The 19,208-nt window shown below is 43.1% G+C and carries 21 protein-coding genes; 4 read left to right on the top strand and 17 right to left on the bottom strand.

Translation table 11 applies throughout. The features are described from left to right. Nucleotides 1-15 precede the first annotated feature (15 nt). Nucleotides 16-480 carry a Dps family protein gene (locus M028_RS0103705; protein ID WP_026572713.1) on the top strand — a complete coding sequence of 155 codons (465 nt, stop codon included), beginning with the start codon at nucleotides 16-18 and terminating at the stop codon, nucleotides 478-480. A gap of 61 nt (nucleotides 481-541) precedes the next feature. On the opposite strand, the gene M028_RS0103700 is transcribed toward M028_RS0103705, so the two are convergent. From M028_RS0103700 to M028_RS0103690, 3 genes are all read right to left on the bottom strand, one after another. Continuing rightward, nucleotides 542-1,684 carry a PP2C family protein-serine/threonine phosphatase gene (locus tag M028_RS0103700; protein WP_026572712.1) on the bottom strand — a complete coding sequence of 381 codons (1,143 nt, stop codon included), beginning with the start codon at nucleotides 1,682-1,684 and terminating at the stop codon, nucleotides 542-544. Nucleotides 1,685-1,821: 137 nt separating this feature from the next. Beyond that, nucleotides 1,822-2,031 (bottom strand): hypothetical protein, encoded by a 210-nt coding sequence (locus M028_RS0103695; protein ID WP_026572711.1) that lies wholly within the window; start codon nucleotides 2,029-2,031, stop codon nucleotides 1,822-1,824. A gap of 151 nt (nucleotides 2,032-2,182) precedes the next feature. Next, nucleotides 2,183-3,091, bottom strand: a complete 909-nt coding sequence (locus tag M028_RS0103690) for a magnesium transporter CorA family protein (protein WP_026572710.1) — start codon at nucleotides 3,089-3,091, stop codon at nucleotides 2,183-2,185. 114 nt (nucleotides 3,092-3,205) lie between these two features. On the opposite strand from M028_RS0103690, the gene M028_RS0103685 reads away from it, so the two are divergent. Together M028_RS0103685 and M028_RS0103680 are read left to right on the top strand one after the other, a co-directional pair. Next, nucleotides 3,206-3,472 (top strand): hypothetical protein, encoded by a 267-nt coding sequence (locus tag M028_RS0103685; protein WP_026572709.1) that lies wholly within the window; start codon nucleotides 3,206-3,208, stop codon nucleotides 3,470-3,472. Between the two features lie 47 nt (nucleotides 3,473-3,519). Next, a complete protein-coding gene (locus M028_RS0103680) occupies nucleotides 3,520-4,227 on the top strand; it encodes a hypothetical protein (RefSeq protein ID WP_026572708.1) in 708 nt (235 codons plus the stop codon). Between the two features lie 206 nt (nucleotides 4,228-4,433). Here the strand turns inward: M028_RS0103680 and M028_RS0103675 are convergent, their stop codons facing one another. After that, entirely contained in the window at nucleotides 4,434-5,924 is a 1,491-nt protein-coding gene (locus tag M028_RS0103675) for a mechanosensitive ion channel (RefSeq protein ID WP_026572707.1), read from the bottom strand. A 141-nt stretch (nucleotides 5,925-6,065) separates the two neighbouring features. Here M028_RS0103675 and M028_RS29340 point away from each other — a divergent pair, with 141 nt between their 5' ends. Further along, nucleotides 6,066-6,236: a CsbD family protein gene (locus tag M028_RS29340; RefSeq protein ID WP_035423704.1), complete on the top strand. Its 171-nt coding sequence runs from the start codon at nucleotides 6,066-6,068 to the stop codon at nucleotides 6,234-6,236. Nucleotides 6,237-6,269: 33 nt separating this feature from the next. On the opposite strand, the gene nuoN is transcribed toward M028_RS29340, so the two are convergent. The 13 genes from nuoN to M028_RS0103600 all read right to left on the bottom strand — a co-directional run bounded on the left by nuoN (nucleotide 6,270) and on the right by M028_RS0103600 (nucleotide 19,135). Beyond that, nucleotides 6,270-7,781 (bottom strand): NADH-quinone oxidoreductase subunit NuoN, encoded by a 1,512-nt coding sequence (gene nuoN, locus M028_RS0103665; protein WP_026572706.1) that lies wholly within the window; start codon nucleotides 7,779-7,781, stop codon nucleotides 6,270-6,272. 6 nt (nucleotides 7,782-7,787) lie between these two features. Beyond that, nucleotides 7,788-9,299 carry an NADH-quinone oxidoreductase subunit M gene (locus M028_RS0103660; RefSeq protein ID WP_026572705.1) on the bottom strand — a complete coding sequence of 504 codons (1,512 nt, stop codon included), beginning with the start codon at nucleotides 9,297-9,299 and terminating at the stop codon, nucleotides 7,788-7,790. Beyond that, nucleotides 9,296-11,167 carry an NADH-quinone oxidoreductase subunit L gene (nuoL, locus tag M028_RS0103655; protein ID WP_026572704.1) on the bottom strand — a complete coding sequence of 624 codons (1,872 nt, stop codon included), beginning with the start codon at nucleotides 11,165-11,167 and terminating at the stop codon, nucleotides 9,296-9,298. Before nuoL ends, M028_RS0103660 begins: the two co-directional genes overlap by 4 nt. 195 nt (nucleotides 11,168-11,362) lie before the next feature. Further along, nucleotides 11,363-11,677 carry an NADH-quinone oxidoreductase subunit NuoK gene (gene nuoK / locus M028_RS0103645; protein ID WP_026572702.1) on the bottom strand — a complete coding sequence of 105 codons (315 nt, stop codon included), beginning with the start codon at nucleotides 11,675-11,677 and terminating at the stop codon, nucleotides 11,363-11,365. Beyond that, nucleotides 11,674-12,192 carry an NADH-quinone oxidoreductase subunit J gene (locus M028_RS0103640; RefSeq protein WP_026572701.1) on the bottom strand — a complete coding sequence of 173 codons (519 nt, stop codon included), beginning with the start codon at nucleotides 12,190-12,192 and terminating at the stop codon, nucleotides 11,674-11,676. Before M028_RS0103640 ends, nuoK begins: the two co-directional genes overlap by 4 nt. Then, the gene (gene nuoI / locus M028_RS0103635) at nucleotides 12,189-12,608 is read right to left on the bottom strand and encodes an NADH-quinone oxidoreductase subunit NuoI (RefSeq protein WP_026572700.1); all 420 of its coding nucleotides are present in this window, start codon (nucleotides 12,606-12,608) and stop codon (nucleotides 12,189-12,191) included. The genes M028_RS0103640 and nuoI overlap by 4 nt, the downstream gene beginning before the upstream one ends. 105 nt (nucleotides 12,609-12,713) lie before the next feature. Beyond that, entirely contained in the window at nucleotides 12,714-13,718 is a 1,005-nt protein-coding gene (gene nuoH, locus M028_RS0103630) for an NADH-quinone oxidoreductase subunit NuoH (protein ID WP_026572699.1), read from the bottom strand. Beyond that, on the bottom strand, nucleotides 13,718-14,818 hold the full coding sequence (locus M028_RS0103625) for an NADH-quinone oxidoreductase subunit D (protein ID WP_026572698.1): 1,101 nt from the start codon (nucleotides 14,816-14,818) through the stop codon (nucleotides 13,718-13,720). Before M028_RS0103625 ends, nuoH begins: the two co-directional genes overlap by 1 nt. A gap of 3 nt (nucleotides 14,819-14,821) precedes the next feature. Beyond that, nucleotides 14,822-16,168, bottom strand: a complete 1,347-nt coding sequence (locus M028_RS0103620; RefSeq protein ID WP_026572697.1) for an NADH-quinone oxidoreductase subunit C — start codon at nucleotides 16,166-16,168, stop codon at nucleotides 14,822-14,824. Between the two features lie 3 nt (nucleotides 16,169-16,171). After that, the gene (locus M028_RS0103615) at nucleotides 16,172-16,684 is read right to left on the bottom strand and encodes a NuoB/complex I 20 kDa subunit family protein (RefSeq protein WP_026572696.1); all 513 of its coding nucleotides are present in this window, start codon (nucleotides 16,682-16,684) and stop codon (nucleotides 16,172-16,174) included. Beyond that, a complete protein-coding gene (locus M028_RS0103610) occupies nucleotides 16,675-17,049 on the bottom strand; it encodes an NADH-quinone oxidoreductase subunit A (RefSeq protein WP_026572695.1) in 375 nt (124 codons plus the stop codon). Before M028_RS0103610 ends, M028_RS0103615 begins: the two co-directional genes overlap by 10 nt. A 466-nt stretch (nucleotides 17,050-17,515) precedes the next feature. Then, nucleotides 17,516-18,232: a GntR family transcriptional regulator gene (locus M028_RS0103605; protein ID WP_026572694.1), complete on the bottom strand. Its 717-nt coding sequence runs from the start codon at nucleotides 18,230-18,232 to the stop codon at nucleotides 17,516-17,518. A 72-nt stretch (nucleotides 18,233-18,304) separates the two neighbouring features. Beyond that, a complete protein-coding gene (locus M028_RS0103600) occupies nucleotides 18,305-19,135 on the bottom strand; it encodes a sugar phosphate isomerase/epimerase family protein (protein WP_026572693.1) in 831 nt (276 codons plus the stop codon). Nucleotides 19,136-19,208: the final 73 nt, after the last annotated feature.

Here is a 19,208-nt window from a genome sequence, read left to right as displayed (position 1 = left end):
ATGGAGGGATTTTTTATGGCTACTACAAAAACTAAGGACAAAACCGCTCAGCTTACAAAGGTACTCGATCAGCAGGTGGCGAATTTCTCGGTTCTGTACATGAAGCTGCATCATTATCACTGGTATGTCAAAGGCGAGCAGTTTTTCACGCTTCACCTAAAATTTGAAGAGCTGTATAAAGAAGCCGGACTTCATTTTGATACGATTGCGGAACGAATGCTGTCGCTGCGCGCCCTGCCAACAGCAACCTTGAAGGAACAATTGGGGCTGGCTTCAATTAAAGAGGCATCTGGTGATGAGGATACAGCGGCAATGGTGAAGACACTGGCTGAGGACTTTGAGATGATTTGCGGTGAGTTGACGAAGGGAATTACGGCCGCAGAGGATCATGATGATCAACCGACGGCTGATATGTTTATTGCGATTCGAACGTCGCTCGAGAAGCACCGCTGGATGCTGGAGGCATTTTTGGAAGGGTAAAAGATTAAAAAACGTACACGAGGGTGTACGTTTTTTTGTGCGGTGTTTCCTGCGACTAAAATCATGCGTTCGCCGAAATCATCACCAAGCACATATCATCCTTAGGCACATTCAGCGGCTCGGCGCTTTGCTGAATCTTCTCCAGAATTAACGCAGGAGTATCATTCCCCTTTTCCTGCAACGTCCGAATAATTTTCGAAGTCGCGTCCTCATACTCCTCCTCCAACCATTCCGACAACCCGTCCGTAAACAATAACAGCCGCGCCTCTTCCAAATAGTGAATAACCCCTTTTATTACCTCAATATCCTCAAAAAATCCAATTGCACAGCAGCCTTCTGTCAAAAGCTTCACTTCCTCATCAACAATCGCAATCCCCGCCGGATGGCCGGCATTCACATACTCAATCGTCTGCTGCTCCGTATCAAGCACAAAATAAATCGCGGTAAAATAATAGTTGATCAAACTATCCGGGAAATGAAGCTGATTCATCCGGCGATTCAACTCCTTCATCACCGACTCGGGATCACCAAATTCGACAATCGTATCCTTTAAAACAGAATAGATGTACATACACATGAGCGAAGAAGAAATCCCATGCCCCATCATATCAAGCAAAATCACCGCATAGCGGTTCGGGCTAATCTGGTGCCAGGCATACAAATCACCGGCAAGCTCAAAAGACGGACGATAGACCGCCGAAATCGAAACCTTTTCATCCTGAATCGGATGACTGAGCATGCTTACCTGTACCTGTTTCGCCAAATCCAACTCAAACTGAATTCGCCGATCGCGTTCCTTCCGTAGATCCTTCTCCTGCTTTAAACGGAGAACAGACCGAATCCTCGCCAGCAACTCAATCTTATTAATTGGCTTCATCACATAATCAAGCGCACCGGCATCCATCGCTTCCGCCATCTTATAGGAATCTCCCATTGCTGTTACAAAAATGATCGGAAGGTCCTGGTACCGCTCCTGTGCAAGAATCGTCCGGCACGCCTCGACACCATCAATTTCCGGCATCATCAGATCCAGCAGAATTAAATCGACCGGGGCCTCCTCCCTCTCCGGCCCATCCAGCTGCAAATATTCATACAATTCTTTGGCAGATGAAAGCTTGACGATGCGATCATAGCCGTCTTTTTGAAGGATTTTTTCGATAATCATTAAATTCGTCAGATTATCGTCCACAATGACAATATTCATCGTCTCCCCCCTTTTCATTCACACCTTCTATGTATCTAGTTTTATCATAGTATGCCCACTCGTACGAAAACAGCGAGAGACACACTAGTCCCTCGCACATATATTTAATCAACTTCAGGAATTCCCGGGAATATCTTCTAATCCGTGGTTTGTTCGATATTATAGCCTGACGCGGATTCCCCGTCATTTCGACTTTTCTGATATTGGTATTTTTCATGATCATATTGTGAAGCGGTTCTTCTCAAGCTTTCCTCATCTACTTCTCTATCTTGATTGTTATCTGCAGCTTGTCCCTCTTGAAGACCTGTTTCCTCGATACTCTTTTCATCATATAAACTCTTAGCCATTTTCCATTCCTCCTCTTTTTTTAAAATTGCTGCCCTTCATATCCTGCTTTTTCACGAGCACTTACTGAATTTGCAGCTGCATACTTCAATCACCCCTTTCCTTTGCTAGCCTTATTGTTGTAATACCACCCTTTTCCATTACTTAAACACATTATTTAAAAAACGAACCCTTTCTTTTCCCTTTCAACAAATCACCTGTCCACCCTTTTATCTTTAAATAACCATATAGCAAAAGTGTTGAGACAATCGTGATGATAATCGAAAAAGGGTAGCCATACTTCCACCCAAGCTCAGGCATATGCTTGAAATTCATTCCCCATAGCGCCCCAAATGCCATAATCGGGGTAAAAATCGTCGTAATCACGGTTAGAGTTTTCATAATTTCATTGCCGCGATGGGAGGAGATGACTTCTTCCAAATTAATCATCGAATCGAGCTCATGTTCATACTCATTCAGCAGAGCAAAGGCCCGTTCCATCCGCTTAGAGCTGCAGAAATAAATCTCCTCATTACCACCCTTATGAAGATTGACTTCCTCGATTGCCATGATCAACTCCTTTATTGGGATTAAGAGATTTTTCCACACCAACAACTCATGCCTTTGGCGATACAACAGTTCAAGAATCCTCGTTTCATTCTGTTTACGGACGCTCCAAATCAAGGTCTTAAGTGATTCCTCAAATTGATCAATTTCTCCTAACATTTCATTCAGCAACTCTCCTAAAAATAGCAAAAAGCCATCAACCGCCGTTTCCGCCTTATCCATTCCTTTTAACGGAAAAGAGCTCAAATCAAGATCAACCGTTACCCATTTGTTCGTTGTTAAATGGAAATGAAAGATTTTATTATCTTGTTCCTCTTTAAAGCTTTGCTGATAAATTAGCGAGGCATGTACCGCCTTTTCCCCATTTTCGAGCATTTCCACCCGAAGGCAGTTACTCTTATTTTTCCGAACCCGTTCCAGCCATTCACTTTGAAGCCCCTCCATCGCCACACGTTCAATCTCGCATTTATTTAACTGAATCCACTTCCACTTGTTCTCACCCAATACTTTTTCCATCGCAATCTCCTTTTTTCTAGTTAATCCCCGTTTTTATCGTCAGTAAAACGTTTCATCCGCTAAAAGAGCGGGTATGGATAAATAAGCTTCAAAATTTTGAGGAGGTAGGATAATATGAAACGAAGTATTGGAATGACATCACTCGTGGTGGCAGGGGTTGGCGCTTCGGCAATGTGGTTATCCAATAAACCGAATCGCATCAAGGCAGAGAATTTTTTAAGGGAATGGAAACGAAAGATTATGCCGACTGTTTATGAAAAAAGCGAACAACTTCCCATTCATAAAGGCGGTCACCCGCACCCACATGATATAGAGGATAATAAGATGGTGGATGAAGGCGCAATGTATTCAGTAAAATTCTATAATGAGAAGATTCAATAGATAGTTGGGGCATATTTTGCCCCAACTATTTTTATGAGAGGTGAAAAATGACTTTACTCTTTTTACTGATTTATTTCATCATTATTGTCGCTGTCATTGAAATTTTTGTGATTTTATTTCGCTTAACTGGACTGAGGGTAGAGATTTCGCGGTTCCAGGTCATTTCTTTGATGACCGGCACGGGATTTACCACCGATGAATCGGAACTTATATTAGGTCATCCCATTCGTCGCAAGCTAGCGACGTTTCTGATTTTGTTTGGAGCGTTTTCTTTAGCCGTGATTATCTCATCCATTAGCCAGTTTTTATCAAAGGGGCTGCAGGCAAAGGAGATTTTCGTTCTTGCTATTATGGTTTTGCTCGTTTATCTGGCCCTTAAACTAACCTGGATGCAGCGGAAACTATCAAGCTTATTTAATCGAAAAATGAAACAGAATGTAGAGCTCGCCGATTTACCAATTCGGGAGGTTTTTTTGAAAGATAAAGAGGATACCTTGCTATATCTTCCTGTTTTCAGAGAATCTAAGCTTGCTAGACATACCTTTAATCATGTAATAGAAGGCTTGGGCCAACTGGAACTCAATGTCCTGTTCATCCAACGCGGCAACGTGAAAATTAGAAGTAATTTATTTGATACACCCCTTCATGAAGGCGATCAAGTCCTGTTATATGGCACTAAGAAGGCAATTTATGAAGCCTTTCATGAAGATTTAGCGATAATGAACGAAAAAGAAGCAGAACAAGAACTCCTTTGAGGACTTTTTCAGCTTCTTTTTTCGTATTGAGGGGCTAAAGTACACCCTAGTTACGGACTCTTGTATTTTATTTGCGGATTTGGGTAATTTATTTGCGAATTGAACCATTTTATTTGCGAATTTGAATCATTTATTTGTGAATCCACTCCATTTATTTGCGAATCAAAAAACAATCCGAATCCACCCAAGGATTCGGATTGTCACTTCTAAATATTTTTCCCTTCACTCAGCTTCTCATCTAGCTTCCGCAAATATTTCCCGGCAAACTCTTTTCCGCCAATCCCAAACGCAAGACCGAACGCGAGCGCCAAGCCGCCTAAGACAAGGATAAACGCAGCATTCACGATCGAATGAGCTACACCTAATTGATCCAATGCCATAAACACGGTAATCGCAAAGATTGTATATTTCGCTACCGCGGCCAGTGTTCGTGCGTAGCGGTGCTGGAGAACATTTTGCAGGACACGCCCGACTAATTGACCTAAATATAAGCCAACCCCGAGAATGACAATCGCCGCCAACAGCATTGGTAAATAAGCAATCACACCTGAAGCCAATGTCACTAAGAAATTTAAATGGACAATTTGCAAGGCCTCTGCCGTAAACAACAATACCACAATGATTTTAACAAGCAATCCAACCACTTGTGAAAGCGTATATTTTGATTTCTCCGGAGTTAGTGAACCGATGCCCATTTGATGAAATAAACTATCAAACTTCAAACGCCATAGCATTCGTGCCACCATTTTTTCTAACCATTTTCCAACCCATAGGCCTGCTAAAATAAAGACAATGGCCACCAAAACATTTGGAATCAGTGTCAATACATGATGCAACATCGCAATTGCCGGATCGGAAATCCCTTTTAAGTCCAGCTTTTCCAGTGCTGATATAATCGCTGGAATTAACACAAGTACAAACGCAATATTCCCAATCACACCAGATAGATTGTCCATCAGCCCCATTCGCTGGCCAATTGAATCCATTCCAATACTCTTTAATAGATTCGTTACAATATCACGCACGATCTTCGCAATCAGCCAGCCAATGAATCCAATCAGTGCTGCGGCAAACAGCTTCGGAATAAACGATAACATTGAGCTTAGAGCATGTGAGAATGGATCCGAAATCCCCTCCATATGTAATGCCCCTAGTACGGCTGGTAAAAATAATAGCAGAATAAAATAGAAAAGCCCTTTTGCAATACTATTAATTACATTAAAAGCATCTACTTCACTCTTGTTCATCTTCCATTTTACAAGGTGGCGTTCGAAATGAAACATGGAAGCCGCTTTAATAAACAGCATCCGGACTAGATAGGCAACGACCCAAGCCAGCAACAGAATCAACGCTGCTTTTAATAGATTCGGGATCGCCCCTGTCAAAGTGGAAACCATTTTGACAAGCGGTGCTGCAATTAAGCCGAGATTCAGCATATTAAAGAAGATAATCCAGACAAAAACGAGTAAAAGATAGTAAACAATTTTTCCGATAATGACTTCTGATGAAACCTTTCTTTTTCCAACATTAGAGAATAGCTTATTATCGAGATTTGTTTTCTTTAACCCCGCTTCGACTGCCTTACCAATCGCTTTTGCGATAAGCCAGCCTACCAGTAAGACGAGAAGTGCAAGCAATAGATTCGGGATTTGCTGAAGGTAGTAGGACCACCCATTCATCATTTGATTTAGATTCATTTTTCCATCTCCTTTTCTCGCATTTGCTTGCTATATGTACTACCCCGTCCTTTTACTTTTAAACATTTCTACTGATCAGGTTTAATCCATTTTTCAAAGGGGTATTTACCAATTGAAACTAAAACAAAGGAGGAAGTTAACATGAATAAAGAAACAGTAAAAGGCAATCTTGATCAGGTCAAAGGCGAAGCCAAGGAGCAATGGGGTAAATTAACCGATGATCATTCAAAGGAAGCGGAAGGAAAAGTGGATAAAGTAAAAGGAAAAATAAAGGAAGGTTATGGTGAAGTAAAAGATGAAATCGAACGCTAAATAACACAAAAAGAGGCCCGCGGGCCTCTTTTTTTATTGCAAAAAGTCTGCAAATTGATTGAAGTGGTTGTGCAGGAAGTCTAGAGCCAGGTTTGGCGCGACTCCAAATAGCACGGATGCCACGACAGCGACGATTAAGACAACCAAAATTCCAAATGGAATATTGAACTTGCTTTCGTCTGCAGCAGGACGGAAGAAGATTTGCGTCATGACACCGAAATAGTAGAAGTACGATATCACCGTTGTGGCGATCATAATCGACGCTAATACATAATGGGATTCACCCGCAAAGGTTCCGATAAAGATATTAAGCTTTCCGATAAATCCGGCCGTTCCCGGGAAACCTGCTAACGAAACAAGTAAAATTCCCATCGCAACTGCAAGAACCGGCGAACGGCGATAAAGACCGGCATAATCGGCAATCCGCTCGGTACCAGTTTTTTCTGAAACCAATTGAATCACAGCGAAAGCGCCAAGGTTCATGAACAAGTAGGCAAGCAGGTAGAACCAGATGGCATCGAACATGATGAAGTTCATCGATGCAAATGCCACAAGGATGTAACCGGCATGGGCAATACTTGAGTACGCAAACATTCTTTTAATATTCGTCTGTTTCAAGGCAACGACGTTCCCGATAATCATCGTTGCTGCCGCGATAAAGCTGATGTAATCCTGCATTTTATATAAAATTGGTGCAGAACCAGGGCCTTCCGATGCAGCCACGCCGAATACGGATAACAAAATACGGATGACAATCACGAAACCGGCTGTTTTTGAAACAACGCTCAAAAATGCAGTAACAGGTGTTGGTGCTCCCTGATAAACATCTGGTGCCCACATATGATAAGGAGCAGCCGCCAGCTTAAAGGATAAACCAACGAAAATCATCAAAAATGCTAAACCTAGCAGATAGACATGCTGCCCATCCGCAAGACTTTGCAGCTGTCCGGCAATCGAAAGTAAATTCGTTGTGCCAGTTAAACCATACACATAGCTCATCCCGAACAAGGTAATCGCAGTGGAAATCCCGCCATTGATGACGTATTTCAATGCCGATTCATTCGAGGCGTCATTGCGTTTGCGCATCCCTGCAAGGATATAAGATGAAATTGAAAGTAATTCTAGACCGATAAATAATGTAATCAAGTCTCCGCTTGAAGTCATAACCATCGCGCCGAGCAAGGCTGTTAAAAACAGATAGAAAAACTCGCCATGATATTCCTTCATGCCGTCTTTCGGTTCATAGCTGACCGCTAAGAACATGACTAGAGCAGCACCAACAAGAAGAAGAACTTTAAACGCCTTGCCAAATCCATCAAGACGGAAGGTGTCATTTAAAATTGAAACCGTTCCTTGGTCAATCATTCCCATTACTGAAATCAATGCGGCAAAAATCCCGACAATCCCAATCCAGCCAAGAATTCTGCGATCCTGACTTTTCGGCATAAATAAATCCAGAAGGGTTAGGACGGCGGCAACACCCACGATGATGAATTCCGGTGTCATAGCGCCCCAGTTAAATGATTCCAATGCTTTGATATCCATCCCGCGTCACCCTCCTATCCCAAGCAATATAGTTTCAAGTGTGGCATGAAGTGGTGAGCTTAGAACACTTGGATAAACACCGATTAACACGATTAAAGCGATCAAAACAACAACCGGTACAAGTTCAACACCTTTTAGATCGACAACACCAGTAAATTCACGATGTGCCTGACCATAGGTAATCCCTAGAACCGCACGAAGTAAATAAACAGCTGTCATGATAATCCCGATGGTCCCAACAGCGGCAATCACCGGCATTTCTTTGAACAAGCCGAGGAACGCCATGAATTCACTGACGAATCCAGACATACCAGGAAGTCCGAGTGAAGCAAGACCACCGGCAAGCAAGAAGCCTGCAGCCCGCGGCATCCCCTTCGCCATCCCACCAAGACTTTCGATTAAAGATGTATCTGTGCGCTCGTAGAACACACCGACAAGGAAGAACAATAAGGCAGAGATTAACCCGTGGGAAACCACCTGGAAAATCGCCCCTTGAATACCTGCTTCATTCATCGCCGCAAGACCGATTAACACAATTCCCATGTGAGAAATCGAAGAATAAGCCAAAACCATTTTGAAGTCGGATTGAATGAATGCCAAGAAAGCACCATACAAGAGATTGATTACCCCAAGGATGGCCAGCATGACGGCAAGCTTATCAAACTGTGCCGGGAAAATTCCCATTCCGAAACGAATCAAACCATACGCACCGATTTTTAGTAGAATACCAGAGTGAATCATAACCACTGACGGCGGTGCTTGTACGTGAACGCGGAGCATCCAGCTGTGCAATGGGAAAATTGGTAATTTTACACCAAAGGCAATGAGCAAGGCAATAAACAAGCCCATCTTTAAATCACCCGAAATCGGACCGCCTTTGACATTAACAATATGCTGTAATTGCTCAATATTCGTTGTTCCTGTTTTTGAAAACAAGATCATAATGGCGATTAATAATACCGCAGAACCTAATCCATTGTAGATTAAGAAGCTGAATGCGGCCTTTTCTTTTTCAAAATAACCCCATTTTCCGATTAAGAAGAAGGTTGGAATTAAGGTTACCTCGAAGAAGATAAAGAACAAAATTAAGTTTTCCGCTGTAAATACGCCGAGCATGCCAATTTCTAAAAGAAGGAACAGCATGAAGTAGCCTTTCCATTCTTTTTTCACAAATTTAGCAGCGCCGATTGCTGACAACGTTGCAATGACTGCTGTTAATACAACTAATAACAGCTGGAAGCCGCCGATTGCAAGCTCATAACGAACCGATAACAAATCCTTTGCGGCACCGGTTAGATTCCCAAATTTAATCCACGGAACCGATACGGAAAAGTCCGCTAGGTTTTTACCTGCTTGATAATGTAAATACACGGCAAGTGCCAGGAGCAAGGCCGGCAATGTAGCAAGGAAGCCAATCGCTTTGATTGCTTTTTCCGCAGTCTTTGGCATGAATGCTAAAATCACAATCCCTAGTAACGGGGAGAATACTAGGATTGAAAGAACGGATGTTAGATTCATTTTAAGTACCCCCCTGTTAACGCAAAGATGACAGCTAGAACAGCAAGACCCACGAAGGCAACCGCACCATAAGTTTGAACCTGTCCGGTCTGCATTTTCGAACCGGATGCTCCAAGTCCCTGTACAAATCCGACAACACCCTTCACAATTCCCTCTACAATAAAGGTGTCAATGAACTTGAGGAAGTAGCTGATTCCGGTTGTAACAGCAACCACTGTCATTTGGTAAAATTCGTCGATGTAATATTTGTTTAATAAAATCGTATGAAGCGTATCGCCTTTCCCGCTCAACCAGTTGCGTGATACGGAACGTTTTCCGTAGATCAACCATGCAAGGAAAATTCCAAGCAAGGATACAATGGTTGCGGCAGGCATAATCCATCCTGGACCTTCCGCATGGGCGTGGTGTGCAAGCACTTCGTTTCCATCCACAAGCCAATCGCCAAAGAAGGTTCCAAACCATGGAGTGTTCACATAACCTCCAATAATCGCCAAGACGCCAAGAATGATCATCGGGATCGTCATATTGGAAGGCGATTCGTGAACATGTTTTTGATCTCCGCGTGCTTCTCCGGTAAATACCATGAAGAACAGGCGGAACATATAAAATGCTGTAAAGAATGCTGCAATTAGAGCCAACAAGAATAGGACATAATGTCCATCTGCCCATGCAGCCGCTAAAATTTCATCTTTACTGAAGAAGCCTGATAAAAGTGGAACCCCACTGATGGCAAGCGTTCCGATTAAGAATAATGGTCCTGTCAGACGAAGCTTTTTCCAAAGGCCGCCCATTTCCTCGATGTTTTGTGTATGTACCGCATGGATGACACTACCTGCTGCAAGGAACAGCAATGCTTTAAAGAATGCATGTGTCATTAAGTGGAACACACCCGCCACATAGCCGGCAGATCCGAGGGCAAGCATCATGTAGCCAAGCTGACTGACCGTTGAATAGGCTAATACCCGCTTAATATCTGTTTGCACAAGACCGATGCTTGCGGCAAAAATCGCTGTAATCCCGCCGATCACGGCAATGACAAGCAGCGCTGTTTTACTTGCTAAGAACAATGGGAACAATGCTGCAACTAAGTAAACCCCGGCAGCAACCATTGTTGCGGCGTGGATTAACGCCGAAACTGGTGTCGGACCTTCCATCGCATCAGGCAGCCACGTATGAAGCGGGAACTGACCTGATTTACCAACAGCCCCGATAAAGATCAGAATGGCTGTTAAGGTGATCATCGATTGTGAAACAGCCCCGTTTTGGACGGCAGCAAAAATTTCACTATATTCAAAGCTTTTCGTTTCCCAGAACAAGAGGATCATCCCGATTAAAAGCCCAACGTCCCCGATACGGGTCATGATGAAGGCCTTTTTAGCAGCAGCCCTTGCCTCTTCTTTGTAAAAATAAAAACCGATTAAGAGGAAGGAACCGACCCCGACAAGCTCCCAGAAAATATAGGTTTGCAAAAGGTTTGGTGAAATGACCAGACCAAGCATTGCAAAGGTAAATAGTCCTAAATAAGCATAGAAAACGTGGAACCGCTCGTCACCATGCATGTACCCTTTTGAATAGGTATGTACTAAGCAACTTACGAGCGATACAATCACTAGCATTAATGCATTTAATTGGTTCACTTCAAAGCCCGCTGTTAAATGAAGATCTCCTATCGTCAGCCAGTCTGCCTTTGTCATATAGGTTGGCTCTGTGAAGCGTTCAAAGAGCACTAACACCGAATAAACAAGCGATGCCAATGTGAGCAGAATTCCCACATATGCACTCGCCTCCTTCAGGCGCTTCCCGAAAAGAAGAAGGAGCACAAACGATAATAGCGGGAAAAGCGGTATGATCCATGCATTTTCCATCAATATCACGATCCCCTTTTTTAAACGCGCTACCGCTGTAAATTTTATAAAATTGCGCGTCAGATTGGGCCCGCTAAAAATAGCAGGACAGATAAAGGTGTGGTCAAGACCACTCACCTCATCACAGGCTATAAAACACTACCTGCGCATTCATTCACAAAATATTCAAGATTTTCCAGTTGAAAATCCCTTGTTGGATTAGTTTTTCAATTTGTTCATTTCGTCAATGTTCACCGTCTTACGGTTGTTGTAAAGCGAAATGAGGATGGCTAATCCGACGGCTGCTTCTGCTGCGGCAACGCAGATGGCAAATAGGGCAAAGATTTGTCCGGTAATGGACGGTGCTAAGCCGTATTTACTGAAAGTAACCAAGTTGATGTTAACAGCATTCAGCATTAATTCAATCGAGATTAGGACAATTACGGTGTTGCGTTTTGTTAAGGCACCGTACAATCCGATGCAAAATAGAATCAGCGCAAGGGCCAGGAAGGCTGAAGCAGGAACTGAACTCATTCGTCGTCCGCCTCCTTCTTGTCTTTTTTCGCTAAAACAATCGCCCCAACCAATGCCACTAAAAGTAAAACAGAGGTTAACTCAAATGGAATCACCCATTTTGAGTAAAGAGCTTTACCGATTTGCATGGTGTTATTTTCATGCAAAGTGGTAGGAACTTGTTCGATATTGAAGTTATAGATCCCGATGTATACGGCAAAGGCGAAGCCTACAACCCCTAAGAACAATAGAAACTTTCGGAGTTTGCCAGTTGTTGGTTCACTTTCGTCATCATGCTTCGTTAACATGATTCCAAAAAGCATAATAATGGTAATTGCACCTGAATAAATTAAGATTTGGACACCTGCAACGAATTCTGCTGACAGCATAACATAGATGCCGGCAATGGCAACGAAAGTGAATATGAGGGCAACGACCATGTGCATAACCTTTGTCAGGTTTAAAAGCAGCACACCACCGATGACCGCAGCCAAGGCAAGACCCAAAAATGCGAGAAACTCGCCTGAAAATGTCATGGTTTATTCACCTGCCGTATGTTTTCGTCGTTTTCATCTAACCATTCAAGGTTTTTAAATAGAGCATCCCTGCTGTATTCAGCAAGCTCGAAGTTATTGGTCATGATAATCGCTTCTGTCGGGCATACCTCTGTACATAGATCACAAAGGATGCAGATTTCAAAGTTAATATCATAGGTATCGATGATTTTTCCCTTTTTCGTTGGATCCGGATGTTTTTTACCGACTAAATCAATACATTCGGTCGGGCAAATGTTCATGCACTGGTTACAGACGATACATTTTTCCGGATAGAATTTTTGAATGCCGCGGAACCGGTCAGGCAGTGGCAGCGGCTTATTCGGATAGTCATAGGTGACCTTTTCTTTTGTTAATTGTTTTAGGGTATATTTCAAGCCTTTTGCTAATCCAAGCACGTTTTTCACCCCTTTTATCATTTTAAAGTTTGCTTATCTGCCAAACGTGCGGCAGTCAAGGTATTGGACAACTCTATTCTCGCTGAAGGCGAAATAAGTTCCTTTTTAAAAAAATAAGGTTTTGATTAAGGCGGTTAGGAAGATGTTTGCCAAGGATACTGGCAGTAATACTTTCCAGCCCATTTCCATCAAATGGTCGGCACGCAGACGTGGGAACGCTACGCGGAACCAGATGTAGACGAATAGGACAACGGCGAATTTGAGTGCGAACCAAACGGCCCCTGGGATAAATCCAAGGAAATGGAATGGTGGCAGCCATCCGCCAAGGAAGATGGTCACAATTAGTGACGTCATCGCAAATAGGTACACATACTCGGCCAGCATGAAGAATGCCCAGCGGAATCCTGAGTATTCTACGTGGTATCCAGCGACAAGCTCTGATTCCGATTCCGGAAGGTCAAATGGTGTCCGGTTTAATTCTGCGACCGATGCGATTAAAAAGACGATAAAAGCGATTGGCTGTAATAGGATAAACCAGCCATGGCTTTGTTGGTGTACAATATCGTTTAGGTTTAAGCTGCCGGTGATAAGAATGATTCCCACCACTGACATGACAAGCGGGATTTCATAGGAAATCATTTGGGCTGCCGCACGCATTCCCCCGATAAGGGCGTACTTGTTGTTTGAAGCCCAGCCGCCGGTTACGACTCCAAGTGTGGTTAACCCGGAAACCGCGATGTAGTAAAGCAAGCCGACACCGATATCAGCAAATTGAAATTTGTCGGTAAACGGAAGCGTTGCAAGCACCATGAACGACGGTGCAAAGGCAATGACTGGTGCCAAAATAAATAATGGACGGTCCGCTAGTGTCGGAATAATATCTTCTTTTAATAATAGCTTTAAGACGTCAGCAACGGTTTGCAAGAGTCCCCAGCGGCCGCCGACTTGGTTCGGACCGTGGCGGAGCTGCATGTACCCCATGACCTTCCGCTCTGCTAAAATCCCGTAGGTAACGAAGCCAAGCACGACTAAAAGTAAAATGACTCCGAGTAAAAAGAAGATGAGAAAATTGAACAATCCAGGACTTGATTGGAGCAGATTATTAATCATTAGCCGTCAACCTCCCCAAGGACAATATCAATGCCCCCTAAAATGGCGATGAGGTTTGCGATATTTTCTCCTTTTAATAGCTTAGGGAGAATTTGCAGATTGTAGAAGGATGGCCTTCTCAGCTTTAGGCGATACGGCTCTTTCTTACCATCACTGCTAATATAAACGCCAATCTCTCCGCGTGGTGCTTCGATTCTGACATATGCTTCGCCTTTAGGCGCTTTGATAATTTTCGGCACTTTCGCGAGTATGTCCCCTTCTGCAGGAAATTGTTCGCAGGCCTGCTCAACAATTTTCAATGATTCTTCAATTTCCAATAGACGCAGCTGGTAGCGTGCCCAGACATCCCCGCCGTCAAGGGTCGGTACATCAAAATCAAAACGGTCATAAATCGAATATGGTTCGTCCTTGCGCAGATCCCATTTCACACCGGTACTGCGAAGGTTTACACCGCTAAGGGAATAATTGAGTGCATCATCTTTTGTGTATGTCCCAACACCTTTGACACGGCTTAGGAAAATTTCGTTTCCGGTTACAAGGTCATGGTAGCCTTTGACTTGTTCTCTCATGTAAGGGACAAAGTCTTTAACTCTTTCCACCCAGCCTTCAGGAGCATCCCATTTGACGCCGCCAACACGCATATAGTTAAAGGTTAGGCGGGCACCGGATAATTCGTTTAGGAAATTCAAAATCATTTCCCGGTCACGGAAAGCGTAAAGGAATGGACTGACTGCCCCCATATCAAGGAGGAAGGTTCCCCACCACAGGATATGGCTTGAAATCCGCCCTAATTCCATCGCAAGAATCCTTAAATATTCAGCCCGGTCTGGTACTTTAATTCCCATCATCGTTTCGACTGCATGGCAGAGAACATAGTTGTTCGTCATCGCTGATACATAGTCCAAGCGGTCTGTATAGGGAATGATTTGAGTATATTGCAGGTTTTCAGCTAGTTTTTCTGTTCCGCGGTGTAAGTAACCGATGACAGGGTTTGCTTCGGTAATAATTTCCCCATCAATTTTTACAACTAGCCGGAATACTCCATGCGTACTTGGATGCTGAGGACCTACGTTTAACATCATTTCTTCTGTTCTGATCATTGGCTATACCTCCACATCGTACGGCTCATAATCTTTTCTAAGTGGATGGCCAACCCAATCTTCTCCGAGCATGATTCGGCGTAAATTCGGATGTCCTGTAAACTTAATTCCGAGCAAATCATAAGCTTCACATTCTGCCCATTCCGCACCGGCCCAGATTGGCGTGACGGACTCGATTGTTGGTTCATCTCGGTCAATTTTCACTATGACAGCGACGGATTGACGGTTTTTGTATGAGTAAAGATGAGCATAAACTTCCATATGTGTTTGAAAATCGGTTCCATGGATCTCGGATAAATAATCGAATCCTAACAGCTCATTGTATTTTAAAAATTGTGTAAGCTTATAGTAGGATTCACGTTTTACCACGAGTGTTGGAACGTCTTTGGACAGTTTATTAATATAAGAATCTTCTAAAACCTCAGCGCCCAGGTTTTCCTCAATCACTTTTCGGTATTTATCCAGGAATGGCTGATTTGGTGAAGCTGCTTCCTCAGCCGCTGGTGCTGGTGCTTCTCCCGCTTTGCCGGCTGCTTTCGCCTTGGCTGCTGCTGCCGCTGCGGCCTTTGCTTTCGCTGCTGCGATGGCTTTTGCTTTTTCGTCATCGCCGCCTGCTGCTGCACCGCCCGCTTTTGCTGCGGCTGCTGCTTTGGCTTTTGCTGCGGCGGCGGCCTTCGCTTTGGCGGCTGCAATGGCTTTTGCTTTTTCATCATCGCCTGCAGGGGCTTCTGAAGCACCACCGGCTAATTCCGCTGCTTTTCGCTTCGCGGCTGCCGCTGCTTTAGCTTTGGCCACTGCGGCTGCTTTTTTCTTTGCTAGATCGTCGTCGCTGCCCGCTTCCGCTGCTGGTGCTTCCGCTGGTTCGTCTGCGATGCCTTCTCGTTGCTTTTTCGCTAATGCTGCAGCCTTTGCTTTCGCGGCTGCGGCTGCTTTTTTCTTCGCTAGATCATCGCCATCCGCTAGGGCCTCCGCTTCTAGTGCAACCGTTTCCTCAACCATGCCTTCCCGTTGCTTTTTGGCGAGTGCAGCTGCCTTGGCTTTCGCTGCTGCCGCTGCTTTTTTCTTCGCTAGATCATCAGCGTCGCCCGCCGCTTCCGCTGCTGGTGCTTCTACTGTTTCGTCCGCGATTCCTTCTCGTTGCTTTTTAGCGAGTGCAGCTGCCTTCGCTTTCGCTGCTGCTGCAGCTTTTTTCTTGGCAAGATCGTCAGCGTCGCCTGCTGGGGTTGGCGTATCTTCAGGCTTTGGTGCGTTTTCTCCGGCTTCCTTCGCCTGGCGTCTCGCTAGTGCGGCCGCCTTTGCCTTTTCAGCGGCTTCTCGCTTTAATTGTTCGAGATCTTTCTCCCCGCTCATGGATTACATCACCTTCTTCCCAGTCTTCGCTTCGTAACGAATCTTTTCCTTTAACTTATTGATTCCATATATTAAAGCGGCCGGGTTTGGAGGGCATCCCGGGATATAAACATCTACAGGGACGATTTGGTCCACACCTTTAACAACGGAATAGGATTTCACATATGGTCCGCCTGCTGTTGCACACGATCCCATCGCAATTACCCATTTCGGCTCCGGCATTTGATCATATAAACGGCGAAGAATTGGTGCCATCTTTTTCGTCACGGTCCCTGACACAATCATACAGTCCGACTGCCTCGGCGACGTCCGGAAAAATGATCCGAATCGGTCCAAGTCATAGTGGGAGGAACCAACGGCCATCATTTCAATCGCACAACAAGCCAGACCAAATGTCAGCGGGTAGATCGAATTGCTTCGCGCCCACGCTTTCACCTGCTCTAGTGTTGTCATAAATACATTCCTCTGTAACTCTTCCATTTCCTGAGGCGATACGTTGTCTAGTTTTAGGTCCATTTTAACACCTTCTTCTTCCAAGCATAGGCTAGGCCAATTAACAGCATGACAACGAAAATTAACATTTCGATCAATGCAAAAATGCCTAGTTTATCATAGGCAACAGCCCATGGATATAAAAACACAGTTTCTACATCAAAAATAACAAACATTAGGGCAAAAATATAATAGCGGACATTGAACTGTACACGGGAATCGTGAAATGGCTCAACACCGCTCTCATATGTGGTATTCTTTGCATCACTTGGTGCATGAGGACGCAAAAGCTTACCTAAATATAATGCTACCGCAGGCAGCAATACCCCGAGACATAGAAACACAAAAACAATCAGATAGTTATTCTGATATACATTTAGAAGTTCCATGTCTATCCCCTCCAATGTTGAAAATTTTCTTACTAATGAATATTTGTAACCGAATACATTATAGCATTGATAGATACCTGTGTCGACAAGCCTCCTCCTTTAAATTGGAAATACAGGAAACGACATTTTTATTCTAGTAAAAGACGTATAAACCCTTGATATATCAAGCTATTATGCTTCGATAATTCGACAACAACTCCTATTTAACTACAAAACCACCAGATTGTATGTGAGATTTGTCATTAATTGTTCATCTTCTTCATTTAAAAACTAGACTTGTTATCATTTTCACTACTACAATCATATTCTTGTACGGTGATTTCATGCTTGGAATAGTGAAATGAGTAAAAAGGAGTGTAGTATACTTGAACCACCGTTATTTTCTGGTCACTTCACTTTTCCCGCTTTAAAAACAAAAGGCCCCTAAAAAAGAGGGGCTCCGTCTGCACAAGGGTAATCGCTTTCATTACTTCAAGTTGTATTTATAACTATCACCCAAAATATACTGTTTTCCAATATGCACAGGTCTGTCGTTTTCATCATAGACCGTTGTTTCCATGTAAAAAAGAGGTTCTCCGCTCGATGTATGAAGTAAATTGACCTCTTCCTCAGTGGCACGAACAATCTCCAATGTTAACTCTCCCGCACGATCTGGTTTTACATTCAGCTTTTCTTCCAATATCTTGTAGACAGAGTCGTCCAAGCTTTCATTTAATAATGAATGAAAATCTTTATATGAAAAGTAGTTATTTTCAATCATAATCGGTGATTCATCCGCATATCTTACTCTCTGAATGAATAACAATGCATCTCCCTCATCGAGTTGAAGTCTTTCTTTATCCTTGGGTGTTGGTTGAATAATTTCCTTTTTAAAGACTTTACTGCTGGCTTTCATACCATTTGCTTTACAAGCATCCGTAAAGCTTAAAAAATGAACGATTTTTCTTTCAATTTTCCTTTTGTTTACAAACGTACCTTTCCCCTGCTTTTTAACTAAATAGCCTTCTTCTACTAAATCGAGGATTGCCTTTCTTACCGTAATCCTGCTAATCTTATACTCTTCGCTCAATTCTAATTCAGTGGGAATTTGATCTCCGAACTTTAATTGCCCATTTAAAATCGAACTGCGGATGGATTCCTTTAATTGGATATATAAAGGAATTTGATTATCTTGTTTTAACATTTGTTTCACCTGCCTTCATTACGTCATTCTGTCTATATTCAAGTATATAGAATTTCATTCACCCTATCAATTTCAAAAAAAATCGGAAAAAACATCCAATGTCCTTTCAATTGCAGCATCCGGATTTTGCACATATTGATAAGAAGTATATTCTAATGTTAGAGAGCCCTCGAAGCCAATTTCATTCAATTGTTCGATGTATTTCTGTAGAGGAAGGACCCCATCACCCCAGACAAGATGGCCTTCAGGTTTTCCATCAATAAAATGAATATGAACTAAATCTTCCTTTAATAAGCTAAAATAATCATGGAAATCTTCGTTCGCTAATGCCATTGGAATACTATCAATCATTCCTTTAAGATATGGGCTGTTCACTTCATCTAACATGGCTTTAAGTGTCTTCGCATTGTAAATTAAATTTGACTCTACCCTTGTTAATGGTTCAAGCGCAAGGATTAAGTCTAATTTAGCGGCAACCGTTGTTAATTGTTCCAATGAATCTCTTGTTCTTTTCCATGCCTCATTGCAGTCCTCATTTTCATAGCCCCAGCCTGGAGTAACTAACAGCATGGGCGCACCCAACTCTTTCGCGGCTTGGGCTGATTTAATAAAGTATTGGATACTTTTTTCCCGGATTCGATCCTCTTTTGCTGCAAGATTGATTGGATATACACACTGCTCTGGTGTAAAGCAAACAACCGATAAACCTCTTCTATCAATCTCTTTCTTTACTTGTCTAATGTCTTGGATACTCATATCATCCACATAAAAATGCGGAGAGGCACCCCATAATTCAATATTTTTAAACCCGTATCGAACCATTGCATCTAAAAAGTATTCGAAAGAATAGTGTTTATAATGGAAGTTCATCCCTGTAACTTGGTCCCGCCTGATTTTTGCCATGTACCCCACCCCCTCTTTTTTCAGCTCATTTATCAAAATCAACATAACATCATATTATGTTATAAGTCAATGT

Origin of the sequence: Bacillus sp. UNC438CL73TsuS30, from assembly GCF_000482325.1 — a bacterium.
GTDB lineage: Bacteria > Bacillota > Bacilli > Bacillales > Cytobacillaceae > Neobacillus.
The sequence above is the reverse complement of the archived record's forward strand: the minus strand, read 5'-3'. Positions and strand labels throughout refer to the sequence as shown.

Coding starts and splice junctions, on each gene's coding strand:
- M028_RS0103705 (WP_026572713.1), top strand. CDS start 16: ATGGCTACTACAAAAACTAAGGACAAAACCGCTCAGCTTACAAAGGTA.
- M028_RS0103700 (WP_026572712.1), bottom strand. CDS start 1,684: ATGAATATTGTCATTGTGGACGATAATCTGACGAATTTAATGATTATC.
- M028_RS0103695 (WP_026572711.1), bottom strand. CDS start 2,031: ATGGCTAAGAGTTTATATGATGAAAAGAGTATCGAGGAAACAGGTCTT.
- M028_RS0103690 (WP_026572710.1), bottom strand. CDS start 3,091: ATGGAAAAAGTATTGGGTGAGAACAAGTGGAAGTGGATTCAGTTAAAT.
- M028_RS0103685 (WP_026572709.1), top strand. CDS start 3,206: ATGAAACGAAGTATTGGAATGACATCACTCGTGGTGGCAGGGGTTGGC.
- M028_RS0103680 (WP_026572708.1), top strand. CDS start 3,520: ATGACTTTACTCTTTTTACTGATTTATTTCATCATTATTGTCGCTGTC.
- M028_RS0103675 (WP_026572707.1), bottom strand. CDS start 5,924: ATGAATCTAAATCAAATGATGAATGGGTGGTCCTACTACCTTCAGCAA.
- M028_RS29340 (WP_035423704.1), top strand. CDS start 6,066: ATGAATAAAGAAACAGTAAAAGGCAATCTTGATCAGGTCAAAGGCGAA.
- nuoN (WP_026572706.1), bottom strand. CDS start 7,781: ATGGATATCAAAGCATTGGAATCATTTAACTGGGGCGCTATGACACCG.
- M028_RS0103660 (WP_026572705.1), bottom strand. CDS start 9,299: ATGAATCTAACATCCGTTCTTTCAATCCTAGTATTCTCCCCGTTACTA.
- nuoK (WP_026572702.1), bottom strand. CDS start 11,677: ATGAGTTCAGTTCCTGCTTCAGCCTTCCTGGCCCTTGCGCTGATTCTA.
- M028_RS0103640 (WP_026572701.1), bottom strand. CDS start 12,192: ATGACATTTTCAGGCGAGTTTCTCGCATTTTTGGGTCTTGCCTTGGCT.
- nuoH (WP_026572699.1), bottom strand. CDS start 13,718: ATGATTAATAATCTGCTCCAATCAAGTCCTGGATTGTTCAATTTTCTC.
- M028_RS0103625 (WP_026572698.1), bottom strand. CDS start 14,818: ATGATCAGAACAGAAGAAATGATGTTAAACGTAGGTCCTCAGCATCCA.
- M028_RS0103620 (WP_026572697.1), bottom strand. CDS start 16,168: ATGAGCGGGGAGAAAGATCTCGAACAATTAAAGCGAGAAGCCGCTGAA.
- M028_RS0103615 (WP_026572696.1), bottom strand. CDS start 16,684: ATGGACCTAAAACTAGACAACGTATCGCCTCAGGAAATGGAAGAGTTA.
- M028_RS0103610 (WP_026572695.1), bottom strand. CDS start 17,049: ATGGAACTTCTAAATGTATATCAGAATAACTATCTGATTGTTTTTGTG.
- M028_RS0103605 (WP_026572694.1), bottom strand. CDS start 18,232: ATGTTAAAACAAGATAATCAAATTCCTTTATATATCCAATTAAAGGAA.
- M028_RS0103600 (WP_026572693.1), bottom strand. CDS start 19,135: ATGGCAAAAATCAGGCGGGACCAAGTTACAGGGATGAACTTCCATTAT.